This is a genomic window from Rhizobium metallidurans (genome assembly GCF_014196505.1).
In the GTDB taxonomy this organism is placed as follows: Bacteria; Pseudomonadota; Alphaproteobacteria; order Rhizobiales; family Rhizobiaceae; genus Rhizobium; species Rhizobium metallidurans.
On record NZ_JACIDW010000016.1, the window covers coordinates 56266 to 70031 of the forward strand.

Annotated in this window: 11 protein-coding genes; 6 read left to right on the top strand and 5 right to left on the bottom strand. The window is 63.7% G+C overall.

Annotated features, from left to right (window positions below; all coding sequences use genetic code 11):
- The first annotated feature begins 57 nt into the window (after positions 1-57).
- Entirely contained in the window at positions 58-510 is a 453-nt protein-coding gene (locus tag GGQ67_RS19655; RefSeq protein ID WP_183901825.1) for a GNAT family N-acetyltransferase, read from the top strand.
- Positions 511-613: 103 nt separating this feature from the next.
- Entirely contained in the window at positions 614-1243 is a 630-nt protein-coding gene (locus GGQ67_RS19660; protein ID WP_183901826.1) for a glutathione S-transferase family protein, read from the top strand.
- A 16-nt stretch (positions 1244-1259) separates the two neighbouring features.
- On the opposite strand, the gene GGQ67_RS19665 is transcribed toward GGQ67_RS19660, so the two are convergent.
- From GGQ67_RS19665 to recA, 3 genes are all read right to left on the bottom strand, one after another.
- Positions 1260-2111, bottom strand: a complete 852-nt coding sequence (locus GGQ67_RS19665) for an AraC family transcriptional regulator (protein WP_183901827.1) — start codon at positions 2109-2111, stop codon at positions 1260-1262.
- Positions 2112-2248: 137 nt separating this feature from the next.
- Positions 2249-4909, bottom strand: a complete 2661-nt coding sequence (alaS, locus tag GGQ67_RS19670; protein WP_183901828.1) for an alanine--tRNA ligase — start codon at positions 4907-4909, stop codon at positions 2249-2251.
- A 154-nt stretch (positions 4910-5063) separates the two neighbouring features.
- A complete protein-coding gene (gene recA, locus GGQ67_RS19675; RefSeq protein ID WP_183901829.1) occupies positions 5064-6140 on the bottom strand; it encodes a recombinase RecA in 1077 nt (358 codons plus the stop codon).
- 240 nt (positions 6141-6380) lie between these two features.
- Between recA and GGQ67_RS19680 the strand changes: the two genes are divergently transcribed.
- On the top strand, positions 6381-7325 hold the full coding sequence (locus tag GGQ67_RS19680) for a carbohydrate kinase family protein (protein ID WP_183901830.1): 945 nt from the start codon (positions 6381-6383) through the stop codon (positions 7323-7325).
- A 28-nt stretch (positions 7326-7353) separates the two neighbouring features.
- Complete coding sequence (locus GGQ67_RS19685) at positions 7354-8280, top strand: pseudouridine-5'-phosphate glycosidase (protein ID WP_183901831.1); 927 nt, start codon at positions 7354-7356, stop codon at positions 8278-8280.
- 205 nt (positions 8281-8485) lie between these two features.
- Here the strand turns inward: GGQ67_RS19685 and cckA are convergent, their stop codons facing one another.
- A complete protein-coding gene (gene cckA, locus GGQ67_RS19690; RefSeq protein WP_183901832.1) occupies positions 8486-11086 on the bottom strand; it encodes a cell cycle histidine kinase CckA in 2601 nt (866 codons plus the stop codon).
- Between the two features lie 285 nt (positions 11087-11371).
- On the opposite strand from cckA, the gene GGQ67_RS19695 reads away from it, so the two are divergent.
- Positions 11372-12466: a flagellar biosynthetic protein FliO gene (locus GGQ67_RS19695; protein ID WP_183901833.1), complete on the top strand. Its 1095-nt coding sequence runs from the start codon at positions 11372-11374 to the stop codon at positions 12464-12466.
- A gap of 92 nt (positions 12467-12558) precedes the next feature.
- On the opposite strand, the gene dksA is transcribed toward GGQ67_RS19695, so the two are convergent.
- Positions 12559-12978 carry an RNA polymerase-binding protein DksA gene (dksA, locus tag GGQ67_RS19700; protein WP_183901834.1) on the bottom strand — a complete coding sequence of 140 codons (420 nt, stop codon included), beginning with the start codon at positions 12976-12978 and terminating at the stop codon, positions 12559-12561.
- Positions 12979-13252: 274 nt separating this feature from the next.
- Between dksA and GGQ67_RS19705 the strand changes: the two genes are divergently transcribed.
- The gene (locus GGQ67_RS19705; RefSeq protein ID WP_047512219.1) at positions 13253-13750 is read left to right on the top strand and encodes a SixA phosphatase family protein; all 498 of its coding nucleotides are present in this window, start codon (positions 13253-13255) and stop codon (positions 13748-13750) included.
- The last annotated feature ends 16 nt before the right edge of the window (positions 13751-13766 follow it).

Below are 13766 nucleotides of genomic sequence, written 5' to 3' on the forward strand. Positions count from 1 at the left end.
ATGCGGCGGGGTTTTCCCCGCCGTTTTCGTTTCAGGGATATCAGGAGGGGAAAGACGATGACGAAGACCACGACCATCCGCCCGCTGCGGCCATCGGACCGCGGCGCCTGGGAGCCGCTCTGGGCGGGTTACCAGCGCTTCTACGAAGTCGCGATCCCCGAGGAAACGACGGACCTGACCTGGGGGCGCTTCCATGATTCAGCAGAGCCGATGCACGCGCTCGGCGCCTTCGATAGCGACGACGGGCTCGTCGGTATCGTGCACGCGATCTTTCACCGTTCCACCTGGCTTCCCAAATCGACCTGCTACCTGCAGGATCTCTATGTCGACGACATCGGGCGCGGTCTCGGCATCGGCGCGGCATTGATCAAGGCCGTCGCCGATCTTGCGCGCGAGCATGGCGCCGGCCGGCTCTACTGGATGACGCACGAGACCAATGCCACGGCGCGAAAGCTCTACGATCGCATCGCCGAGCGCTCCGGCTTCATCCAGTATCGCAAGGCGCTCTGAGAACAGCCCGCCGCCGCTACTGCCAAAATCTGACATCGCCATGCCGTAGACGTTGCCTCGCCGCTGGCCCGCGCCAGTTATCAAGCGAAACGAGGAGAACACCATGGCCGACGAACTGATCTTCTATACCAACCCGATGTCGCGCGGACGGATCGCCCGCTGGATGCTGGAGGAAACCGGCGCTCCCTATACGACCGAGATCCTTGGCTTCGAAAGCAGCATGAAGGCGCCGGATTATCTTGCCATCAACCCGATGGGCAAGGTGCCGGCGATCCGCCACGGCAAGACCGTGGTCACCGAATGCGCCGCCATCTGCGCCTATCTGGCCGAAGCCTTTCCGGACGCAGGCCTTGCACCGACGGCGGAAGAACGCGGCAGCTACTATCGCTGGATGTTCTTTGCCGCCGGCCCTCTGGAAGCCGCAACCACCAACCGCGCGCTCGGCTTTCACACGCCCGCCGACAAGAGCCGGATGGCCGGCTATGGCAGCTATGCCGACGTGATGGACACGCTCGAAAAGGCCGTCAGCGCCTCGCCCTATATCGCCGGCAACCGCTTCACGGCGGCCGATGTCTATGTCGGGTCGCATGTGGGCTGGGGGCTCTCCTTCGGCACCTTCGAGAAGCGCCAGGCATTTGCCGATTACGTCGGCCGCGTCACCGACCGCGTCGCCTCCAAGCGGGCGCGCGCGATCGACGACGAAGCCACCGAGGCGCTGCAGAAGAGCGCCTGACCGGGCGCTTGAGGGTTCAGATCAGAGGCATGTAGATCTCGGTCACGAGTTCGGTCGGCGGCACGTCGCGCGGATTGTTGAGGTAATCCTCGAACATCAGCCCGTCACGCAACTGCCGGCCAGAACTCGGCAGCCATTCCGAAAACAGCCACTGATAGGCCTTGTACATATCGGCATAGGGGCCCTTGTGGCGGAGCACGGCATATTCCCCGCCCTCGAGCGTGAACGGCTCGAGCGGCGCCTCGACCGTAAGCTCGCTGTCGACGGCCACGCAGGCGATGGAGCGAAGCTCTTCGGCCGGCACGAGATCGGGATCGTCGAAATAGACGCCGATCATCCGCATATCGGGCTTCGCCAGCCCGCGCGCGTGGAGCGTGCCGAAGAGAACCTCGAACGCCTTGCTGATCTGCATGTAGGGGCCGGAATGGCGCACACCGATGAGCGCGATCGGCTCGATCTTCCGTAAGGTAACGTTGAACATGGCTTTGGTCCTTCCGTTGGGTGAGGGTTGGAACTCCTGGTGGCTTCCCTCTTTCCGGTAACGGGCAGGCGGCATGCCGTAGACCGACTTGAAGATGCGGTTGAAAGACTGGAGGTTGGGATAGCCGGATCGCCTGGCAATCTCCCCGATCCCGAGACCCGAACGGACGATGTCGCCCGCCGCGCGATGCAATCGCAGCCGCTTGACGGTCGCCGCCAGCGTCTCTCCATGAACCGCGCGATAGATCCGGTGCCAGTGATAGCTCGACATGCAGGCGATCCCGGCGAGCTTGTCCATATCCAGCTCTTCGTCGAGATGATCATGGATATAGGCGGAAACCCGCCTCAGGCGGCTTTCATAGAGTGCCCATGCCGTGCTGCCGTTCATGTCGAAACCTCATGCCAGTTGACCGGCTGCAGACAAGCATAACGCGATTTGACAAATCCTGCTGAGTTGCCGGCGCAAAAGAAAAAGGCGGGCACTCGAAGCACCCGCCTTTCGCAATTCAATCAAAAACGGGCCGATCAGCCAGCCAGCGCCGCTGCCACGGCCTCGAGCGCCTCGTCGGCCTTCGAACCATCGGGGCCACCGGCCTGCGCCATGTCGGGACGGCCGCCGCCGCCCTTGCCGCCGAGAGCGGCGGACGCGATACGGACCAGATCGACGGCGCTGAAGCGGCCGACGAGATCAGCGGTGACAGCGACCACGGCGCTGGCCTTGCCATCGTCGGAGACGCCGATCAGCGTCACGACGCCGGAGCCGAGGCCGGCCTTGCCGTCGTCTGCGAGACCCTTCAGATCCTTCGGATCGACGCCCGAGATGGCCTTGCCGAGGAACTTGACGCCGCCGATGTCGCGTACGGCCTCTTCCGAGCCGCCCTGCCCGCCGCCCATGGCGAGCTTGCGCTTGGCGTCCGCCAGTTCCTTTTCGAGCTTGCGGCGCTCGTCCATCAGCGCTTCGACGCGCGTCAGCACCTCGGCCGGCTGCACCTTGAGCGAGGTGGCGAGCGCCTTCACGCGTTCGTCCTGCTCGGCGAGATAGGCGCGCGCCGTCTCACCGGTAACGGCTTCCAGGCGGCGAACGCCGGAGCTGACGGCGCTGTCGCCGAGAATGCGCACCAGGCCGATGTCACCGGTCGCCGACACGTGCGTGCCGCCGCACAATTCGACCGAGTAAGGCCGGTTGCTCTTTGCGCCATGCAGACCCTGCCCCATGGCGACCACGCGCACTTCCTCGCCGTACTTCTCGCCGAACAGCGCCATGGCGCCCTCGGCGATCGCATCGTCGACGCTCATCAGCCGCGTCGTCACCGGCGCGTTCTGCAGGATGATCTCGTTGGCCATGTCCTCGACCTGCTTCAGCTCTTCCGCCGTCATCGGCTTGGGATGCGAAACGTCGAATCGCAGCCGCTCGGGCGCGACCAGCGAGCCCTTCTGGGCGACATGGGTGCCGAGCACCTCGCGCAGCGCCTCGTGCAGCAGGTGGGTCGCCGAATGGTTGGCGCGGATGCGCGAGCGGCGGGCGTGATCGACCGTCATGGCGACCGCGTCGCCGGTCTTGACCGTGCCATCGGCGACGGTACCGGTGTGGACGAACAGGCCCTCGCCGCGCCTTTGCGTGTCGGTGATCTCGATCCGGGCATTATCGGACGAAATGACGCCCGTATCGCCCATCTGGCCGCCGGATTCGCCATAGAACGGCGTCTGGTTGACGACGATCTGAACCTTGTCGCCCTTGGCGGCCTCGCCGACGGCGGCGCCGTCCCTGACGATCGCCTGGACGACACCCTCGGCGGTCTCAGTGTCATAGCCGAGGAATTCGGTGGCGCCGTGCTTGTCGCGCAGCTCGAACCAGATGGTCTCGGTTGCCTTGTCGCCGGAACCGGCCCAATGCGAGCGGGCTTCCGCCTTCTGGCGCTCCATCGCGTCAGTAAAGCCGGCGAGATCGACGTTGATTTCGCGGGCGCGCAGCGCGTCCTGCGTGAGGTCGAGCGGGAAGCCGTAGGTGTCGTAGAGCTTGAAGGCGGTCTCGCCGTCGAGCATGTCGCCCTTCCCGAGCGTCGTCGTTGCGTCCGACAGCAGCGACAGGCCGCGCTTCAGTGTCGCGCGGAACTTGGTCTCTTCCAGCTTCAGCGTCTCGGTGATCAAGGCTTCCGCGCGCACCAGCTCCGGATAGGCGCGGCCCATCTGCTGGATCAGCGCCGGCAGGAGCTTCCACATCAGCGGCTCACGGGCGCCGAGCAGTTCGGCATGGCGCATGGCGCGGCGCATGATGCGGCGAAGCACGTAGCCACGGCCTTCGGCCGATGGCAGAACGCCGTCGGCGATCAGGAAGGCGGACGAGCGCAGGTGATCGGCAATGACGCGATGGCTGGCGCGCTGCTCACCCTCGGCCTTGACACCGGTCGCTTCCTCGGAAGCGGCGATCAGGGCGCGGAACAGGTCGATGTCGTAGTTGTCGTGCTTGCCCTGCAGCAGCGCTGCGATACGCTCGAGACCCATGCCGGTATCGATCGACGGACGCGGCAGGTCGACGCGCTCCTCCTTCGTGATCTGCTCGTACTGCATGAAGACGAGGTTCCAGATCTCGATGAAACGGTCACCGTCTTCCTCCGGCGAACCGGGAGGGCCGCCCCAGATATGGTCGCCGTGGTCGTAGAATATCTCCGAACAGGGGCCGCACGGGCCGGTATCGCCCATCGCCCAGAAATTGTCGCTGGTCGGAATGCGGATGATCTTGTCGTCGGAAAGGCCCGCGATCTTCTTCCAGAGATTAAAGGCTTCGTCGTCGGTGTGATAGACGGTGACCAGCAGGCGCTTGGCGTCGATGCCGAACTCCTTGGTGATCAGCGTCCAGGCATGCTCGATCGCCTGCTCCTTGAAGTAATCCCCAAAGGAGAAATTGCCGAGCATTTCGAAGAAGGTATGGTGGCGCGCGGTATAGCCGACATTGTCGAGGTCGTTGTGCTTGCCGCCGGCGCGCACGCACTTCTGCGCCGTCGCCGCCGTCTTGTAGGGGCGCTGCTCGAGACCGGTGAAGACGTTCTTGAATTGCACCATGCCGGCGTTCGTGAACATCAGCGTCGGGTCGTTGCGCGGCACCAGCGGGCTCGAGGAAACGATCTCGTGGCCGTTCTTCTTGAAGTAGTCGAGGAAGGTCGACCGGATTTCGTTCACACCGCTCATGCTATGCCCTTCAGTGCTGCCCAAGGCAGGTCAGATCTTGAAAATTCAGTGGCTTTTATCGCTGACGTTAACCACTGTCCAGCAGACAAACAAAACCGGCTGCATTCTGATCAAGGAATGCAGCCGGTTTTGAAGCGTTCAGCGCGGATGAGGCTTATTCGCCGTCCGCATCGTTGGCATCGGGACCGCCATTCTGCAGCTGGTCGGCGATCAGGCCGGCGTTCTGGCGGATCGAGGTTTCGATCTCGCGCATCAACTCGGGATTGTCGCGCAGGAACATCTTGGCGTTCTCGCGACCCTGGCCGAGACGCTGGCTGTTGTAGGAGAACCAGGCGCCCGACTTCTCGACGATCCCGGCCTTGACGCCGAGGTCGACCAGCTCGCCGGTCTTCGACACGCCTTCGCCATACATGATGTCGAATTCGACCTGCTTGAAGGGAGGCGCCATCTTGTTCTTGACGACCTTGACGCGCGTCTGGTTGCCGATCACCTCTTCGCGCTCCTTGACGGCGCCGATGCGGCGGATGTCGAGGCGCACCGAGGCGTAGAATTTCAGCGCGTTGCCACCAGTCGTCGTTTCCGGCGAACCGAACATGACGCCGATCTTCATGCGGATCTGGTTGATGAAGATGACCATGGTCTTCGACTTCGAGATCGAGGCCGTCAGCTTGCGCAGCGCCTGGCTCATCAGTCGGGCCTGCAGGCCGGGAAGGCTGTCGCCCATCTCGCCTTCGATTTCGGCGCGCGGCGTCAGCGCCGCGACCGAGTCCACGACCAGCACGTCGACGGCGCCGGAGCGCACCAGCGTGTCGGTGATCTCGAGCGCCTGCTCGCCGGTATCCGGCTGCGAGATCAGGAGATTGTGCAGATCGACGCCCAGCTTGCGGGCATAGACGGGATCGAGCGCGTGTTCCGCGTCGACGAAGGCGCAGATGCCGCCCTTCTTCTGGGCTTCCGCGATCGTCTGCAGCGCCAGTGTCGTCTTACCCGAGCTTTCCGGCCCGTAAATCTCGATGATACGCCCCTTGGGAAGACCGCCGATCCCGAGCGCGATATCCAGTCCGAGAGAGCCCGTCGAAACGGTCTCGATCTCGACGACGCCCTCGTTCGAGCCGAGCTTCATGATAGAGCCCTTGCCGAACGACCGCTCGATCTGTGAGAGTGCCGCTTCAAGTGCCTTGCTTTTGTCCACCGATTTGTCCTCTACAAGCCGCAATGTATTCTGTGACATTCGATCCACCTTTAGGTTATTGAAGCCGCTCAAGCAATGTCGCCGCCGATGTCGATTTTGTACCGCATTTGTTCTCATCACGCAAGTGCCGTTCAAGGCATTGAAAGAAAGAGGTAAAACGGCCTGTGTTCTACATTTGTTTTATCCATGCGAAGCAAGAGCTTACAACGCTTGGCCGGCGGCTCCCCGCCATGCGAAAGACCGCACGATTCGGCCACGACCGCATTTCGGAGCGATGAGATGAGCAAGAAGATTCTCGTGCTTGGCGGCGCCCATGTCGATCGCCGCGGCCGCATATCGGGCGCGACGGCCGATGGCGCAAGCAACCCCGGCTCCTGGTTCGAGGAGGCCGGCGGCGGCGGCTTCAACGCGGCCCGCAACCTCGCCCGCCTCGGCTTCGACGTCACCATGATCTCGCCGCGTGGCGGCGACCCGACCGGAGAGATGGTGAGCGAAGCCGCCGATCTCGCCGGCGTCAACGACCGCCCCTTCATCTTTCTCGACCGCAAGACGCCGAGCTATACCGCGATCATCGAGCGCGACGGCAATCTGGTGATCGCGTTGGCCGACATGGATCTCTACCGCATGTTCGTGCCGCGCCGCCTGTCGATCCGTTCGGTGCGCGACGCGTTCGCCGCAACCGACATGATCCTCTTCGACGCGAACCTGCCGGAGGAAACGCTGGTCTCGATCACGACACGCGCCAAGGCGCTCGGCAAGCCGGTGGCGGCGATCGCCATCTCGCCGGCGAAGGCGGTGAAGCTGAAGGCCTGCATGCAGGGTATCGACTATCTCTTTCTCAACGAGGCCGAAGCCACGGCGCTGACCGGCGAGCGGCCGGAAAACCCTGTTCACTGGCCGTCCCTGCTCGGTGACATAGGCCTCAGGGGCGGTGTCGTCACCCGGGGACAGCGCGAGCTGATCGCCTTTTCCGCCGGTCACGTGGCGGCGCTGCAGCCGGCCGATGTCGAGCATGTCTCCGACGTGACCGGCGCCGGCGATTCCCTTGCCTCGGGCGTCATCGCGGCACTGTTGCGCGGGCTGCCGATGAGCGAGGCGATCCGCGAGGGTGCCGCCGCGGCGGCGCTGACGGTTCAGTCGCCCAACGCGGTCAACGAAAATCTCTCCGCCGATCTGCTGAAACAGGCTCTGGCTCTTGTTCCGCCGGCAAGAATTCTGCATTGAAACCCGATTAGACGAAATGGAAGCTCCGATGACGAACTCTCTATCCCCCCAGCTGCCGATCACCTATTCCAAGGAAGTGGCGAGCGCCAAGCAGCGCGGCGCGCCGATCGTGGCACTCGAATCGACGATCATCACCCACGGCATGCCCTACCCCGGGAATATCGAGATGGCCCGCAGCGTCGAATCGATCATCCGTGAACAGGGCGCCGTCCCCGCCACCATCGCCGTCATCCACGGCACGCTCCACATCGGGCTGGAAGCAGAAGAGCTCGAGCAGCTGGCCAAGGCGAAGGATGTGCTGAAAGTCTCGCGCGCCGACCTCGCATTCGCGATCGCCGAGCGCCGCCATGGAGCCACCACGGTCGCCGCCACGATGATCGCCGCCGAACGCGCCGGCATCAAGGTCTTCGCCACCGGCGGCATCGGCGGCGTGCATCGCGGCGCGGAGGAGAGCTTCGACATCTCCGCCGACCTGGAAGAGCTCGCTCGCACCGGCGTCATCGTCGTCTGTGCCGGCGCCAAGGCGATCCTCGACGTGCCGAAGACGCTGGAAGTGCTGGAAACCGCTGGCGTGCCCGTGGTCACCTATGAAAGCGAGGAATTCCCGGCCTTCTGGTCGCGGTCATCCGGCCTGCGCAGCCCGCTGACGCTGAACAGCCCGGCAGCCATCGCCAATTTCCAGATGGTGCGCGAACAGCTCGGCATCGACGGCGGCATGCTGATCGCCAATCCAGTGCCCGAGGCCGACGAGATTCCCGCCGAAGAGATGGAAATCTACATCCAGCGCGCGCTCGACAGCGCCGAACGCGACGAAATCTCCGGCAAGGCAGTCACTCCCTACCTGCTGAGCACCATCTTCGACCTGACTGACGGCCAGAGCCTGAAGACCAATATCGCACTGGTGGAAAACAACGCCCGTCTTGCCGGCGAGATTGCCGTTGCGCTCAACGCCTGACACTTGATGGGGTGTGTCGCCCGGCATGCCCCCCATTGGCCGACCGTCTTCGCCAATGAAGTGAAGCGAGCCACCGCCCCTAGCCGATCTCCCCCCTTGTGGGGGGCGCGAAGCGCGGGCCGAGACAAGCGGCTCGGCCCCGGCAGTCCGGCAGGACAGAGGGAGGTCTCACACGGTAAGCCCTACAAGAGCGTACCGCCACAACTCACCCCTCAAGCGTCTCCTTGACCACCACGGCCAGCTGCTTCAGCGAGAACGGCTTCGGCAGGAAGCCGAACTTGGAGTCCGGCGGCAGGTTGCGCGCGAATGCGTCCTCGGCGTAGCCCGACACGAAGATGAACTTCAGATCCGGATATTTCTTGCGCAGCTCGCGCAACAGCGACGGCCCGTCCATTTCAGGCATGACGACGTCCGACACGACGATATCGACCTTGCCGTCGAGCTCGTCCATGATATCGAGCGCTTCCACGCCCGATCCCGCTTCGTGTACGGTGTAGCCGCGCGTCTCCAGCATGCGCTTGCCGCCGCGACGAACCGCCTCTTCGTCCTCGACCAGAAGGATGACGGCCGATCCCGTCAGATCCTCCGGCTGCTCGGCCTTGGCGGGCACCAGCGAAACGACGTTGTCGGCGCTCGGCGTGACCGCGTCGGCCTCGGCGGCGATTGCCGGCTCGACGATATGGCGCGGGAGGAATACACGGAAAGTCGTACCCTTGCCGACTTCCGATTCCGGCTGGATATAGCCGCCCGATTGCTTGACGATGCCGTAGACCATGGCAAGACCGAGGCCCGTACCCTTGCCGACTTCCTTCGTCGTGAAGAACGGCTCGAAGATCTTGTCCATGATTTCGGGCGCGATGCCGGTGCCGTTATCCGACACCTCCACCAGAACCATGTCCTCGTGCGGCATGTAGGAATAGTTGAAGGCGGCGACCTCAGTGGCCGTCGCGTTCTTCGTCCGCACCGTCAGCTTGCCGCCCTCCGGCATCGCGTCGCGCGCATTGACGCAAAGGTTGATCAGCACCTGCTCGAACTGCGACAGGTCGGTCTTCACCGGCCAGAGATCGCGCCCGTATTCGACGTCGAGCTTCACGTTGGTGCCCGACAGCAGCCGGTCGACCAGCATCCTGAGGTCGCCGACCACGTCGGTGAGATTGAGCACGCTCGGCCGCATCGTCTGCTTGCGCGAGAAGGCGAGCAGCTGGCGCACCAGGACGGCGGCGCGGTTGGCGTTGCGCTTGATCTCCATCAGATCCGCGAAGCCGGGATCGGCCGGCCGCGCCTGCAGCAGCAGGTGGTCGGACGACAGAAGGATGGCGGTCAAAACGTTGTTGAAATCGTGCGCGATGCCGCCGGCGAGCGTGCCCACGGCATTCATCTTCTGCGTCTGCGCCATCTGCGCCTCGAGCGCCTTCTGCTCGGTCACCTCGACGGCGTAGACGATCGCGGCCTCTTCCGGCGCTTCGTCGCTCTGGTCGATCACGGCATTGACGTAGAAGCGGAAATGCCTGCTATCGTCGGCCTGCGTCTTGGAATCGAGCGGCGGAATGTCGCCCTGCCGGTCCTTGGCGGCGGCCAGCGCCCCCTGCAGCCTCGGCTTGTCGACATCCTGCACGATGGTTTCGAACAATGCGCCGTTCTCGACGTCATCGCGCGAAACGATGCCGGAGAAGAGTTTGAGGAACGGCGCGTTGGTCCTGAGGATGCGGCCGTCGCCATCGACCGAGGCGATCGCCATCGGCGTGTTGTTGAAGAAGCGCGTGAAACGCATCGATGCCGCCGACGCCGACTGGTCACCAGCCGTGCTGTCGCGCCGCGTCAGAACGATCGAGCGGCTTTCGCCGGGTGCGCCGTCGCGCATCGAGGTGACGCTGTGAACGATCTGCACCGGAACGCCCTGGCCGTTCGATTTCTTCAGGTCGAGATCGAGCGTCACCGTCTTCCGCAGACCGGGATCGGCCTGCACGGACTGGATCAGCGCCAGCCCCTCGCCGGCCACCATGTCGCCGATCGTCATCGAGCCGGGAATGAACTTGGTGAGGTCGATCCCCAGCCATTCGGCGAGCGTCGCGTTGAGATAGAAGATCTCGCCCTTGCGGCCCGCCGAAAAGAAACCGGCAGGCGCGTGGTCGAGATAGTCGATGGCGTTTTGCAGCTCCTTGAAGAAGCGCTCCTGGTCGTCGCGCTCCGACGTGATGTCGCTGATCTGCCAGATATGCAGCGGCCGGCCGCCGCTTTCCTCGCTCTGCAGGATACGCGCCTTCAGCCGGTACCAATGGGCGCCGGACCCGTTCAGCGACGGACCGAGCGCGCGCAACAGCCGGAATTCCTCGCGTCCCTCGCGGCCCTCGCGCAGCCCGTTGGAGAGCCGGTAGAGCGCCTCGTTCGATTCGCGGTGGCGCGACAGAAGCGCCTCGAGCGTCTGCACCTCCGTCGGCTTGCGGGCGCCGGTCAGCGCGCCATAGGCGGCATTGGCGTAGACGATCCGGCCCTTCTCGTCCGTGATCAGCGATCCGTCGGGATGACTGTTGAGAAAAGCGCGGGCGAGACTATCGGACTGGCGCTGCGGCATCACCTCGATGAAGCCGATGATCGACGACACCAGAAAGAAGATGCCGACCATAGCAAGCACGCCGAGGACGCCGAGCACCATCTCGTTGTCGAGCGAGGTCTTGAACACGACGAAGGCGGCGGCGACGCCGATCAGCACCAGCGCCAGAAGCAGGATCCGCACGGCGGTTCCGGCCCGCCCTCCACGGTCCACGAGCGGTTCGCTAAAATTGTCGGCCTGACGGGATTTCGTCATGTACTTCCTCGCATTGCCCGCCGGCCTTCATTCGTGACAAACAGACGAAGCAGGAATCAGGCGCCTTTTCCTTCTTAGCAATTTGCTGCCCCACCAAAAACACCACACTCCATGAAGAGTGATTGAATTCACAAGCTACAGCGCCAGTTTTGCCGTTAAATGTCGTGATGAGACGATCCACAGACGTTGCATCGCACCTTTCGGTGACTGGACAAGCCGCCTCCCCCTTGTCTAGGAAGCTTAAAAGTCGTCATGTGGTTGAACGCCGCAAAGGAGTACGTGACTATGTTCGATGGCATCATGGAATCTTATGGCAGCCGCTTCATCATTGCCGCGGGCGGCGTGGCCATCGCCCTGCTGCTTCTCGTCGCGGTCCTCTGGATCATGCGCAACCGGCCATCCTCGCCCTTCGTTCGCGGCGGCCGCAACCGTCAGCCACGCCTTCAGGTTCTCGACGCCGCCGCCGTCGATGCCCGCCGCCGCCTGGTGCTGGTGCGCCGCGACGATGTCGAACACCTCATCTTGATCGGGGGGCCGTCCGACGTCGTCATCGAAAGCCGCATCCTGCCGGATGGGCAGACCGAGATCACACGCGAACCGGCTCGCCCCGAAGCACCGCAGCCGGCAGCCGCCAGCGCGCCGCAAGCCGAGCCAGCTGTGAGCGCCGCCATGGCCGAAGCCGCGCCATCCGTCATCGTTCCGCCGGCGCCGCGCCCGGCCCCCACGCGTGGCCTGTCGCCGATCGAGGAGTTCGCGCCGGTCTCCGACCGCCTGGAGACACCGCCGATCGCACCGCAGCCAGCGCAGCGGCAGCAGCATGAGGTCTTCGAACCCGAGATTGAAGCCGAGATCGAACCCGCGCCGCGCCCTCTCCCGGCATCGATCGCACCGGCGTCGGTGGCCCCTGTCGTACCGCGCCCACAGCCCCCGGTCTTCTCGCGACAGGAACCCGGCCCGATCGAAACGGCAACAGCCGTCGATATTCTCGATTCGGCGCGCCAGCGTGTCCTGACCCCGCAGAGGATCGAGCCGCAGGTGATGAGCCCGCCCTCTCCGCCGCAGCGCGTCGATCTCTATCCGCCGGCGCCGCAGGCGCCCGCTCCGCAGCCGACGGCATTTCAGCCCGTCGCGCGCCCGGCGCCCTCGGCCCAGCCCAGCGATTTCCAGCGCGTCCTCGAAGAAGAGATGACGAGCAATCTGGCGGCCGAACGCCCGGTTCATATGCAGAACGCGCCGACGCAGAATACTCCGGCCCGCCCGGTGCCCGGCAACATGCCGCGCCGCGATCCCGAGATGGCGCCGATCACGGGCGCCGACGCCGCCCTCCAGAACGAGGTGGCCCGCATCTTCGGCGAAATGAGCGTCAACCGCGATAAGTGATCGGCGGGCGGCCAGGGCCGTCCCCTTTTCACGCAAACAAAAAAGGCACCACGCGAAAGCGGTGCCTTTTTTAGTTTGCGATATATCCGGGATTATTCGTCCCGGTAGACCTTCTCGCGACGCTCGTGGCGTTCTTGCGCTTCGATGGACAGCGTTGCGATCGGGCGAGCGTCCAGACGCTTGAGTCCGATCGGTTCACCGGTTTCCTCGCAATAGCCGTAAGTGCCTTCCTCAATACGCTGCAGTGCGGCGTCGATCTTGGATATCAGCTTTCTCTGGCGGTCACGGGCGCGCAGCTCGATGGCTCTGTCCGTCTCGGACGACGCCCTGTCGGCGAGATCCGGATGGTTTGCGCTTTCCTCGGCAAGGTGCTCGAGGGTTTCGCGCGCCTCTCTGAGGATGTCGTTCTTCCAGGCCACCAGCTTCGCCCTGAAATAGGCGCGCTGGTTTCCGTTCATGAACTCTTCCTCTTCCGAGGGCACGTATTTGCTAAGATCGATCTTCTCACTCAACGCGATTCTCCTGAAGAACATCTCATCTGGCGGCTGTATATCCCGACCACGGCGTCCGATTCAAGCCCAATCCGCTAGGTAAACACATTTTTAAATCTGTCACAATTTTGAGCTAACAGACTATTTTTACATCACTATTTTTCAAGACCCGGCTTTTCGCCTGCTAGCTGAAGTAGCATTTACCGCGCAACTTGCCCACTGGATTCCGCGCGCCGGTTGACGAAGACACCGGGCTGGCGCTACTGAAATAGATCAATCGACCGGGGACTTTCCGATGACAGCAATCGTGCCGCCGCCTTCCCGGATTTATCTCTTGAGACATGCCGAAGCGGCATTTCCCGCCCCCGGACAGAGCGATTTCGACCGCCCGCTGAGCGAGCGCGGCTATGCCGCGGCCGAGATCCTCGCCGAGAACGCGGCCGACAAAAGCTACAAGCCGGATTTGGTCGTCAGCTCCACCGCCATACGCTGCCGGCAGACGGCCGATGCCGTGCACCGCGCCATGGGTGAAAACCTCGATATCCGCTTCGTCGACGCGCTCTATAACGCGACGCCCGAGATATATCTCGACATTCTTGGCGCGCAGCAGGACATGGGAGCCGTCATGCTCGTCGGCCACAACCCCGTCATCGAGCAGACGCTCGAAGCGCTGATCGGCCACCAGCTGCTGGCGCAGGCGCTCCCGAACGGCTTTCCGCCGGGTGGTCTCGCGGTACTCGATTTCGACCAGGGCCGAAACAACTGGCGCCTGATCGACTTCATGATCGACTGACGGGCACCAGACGTCT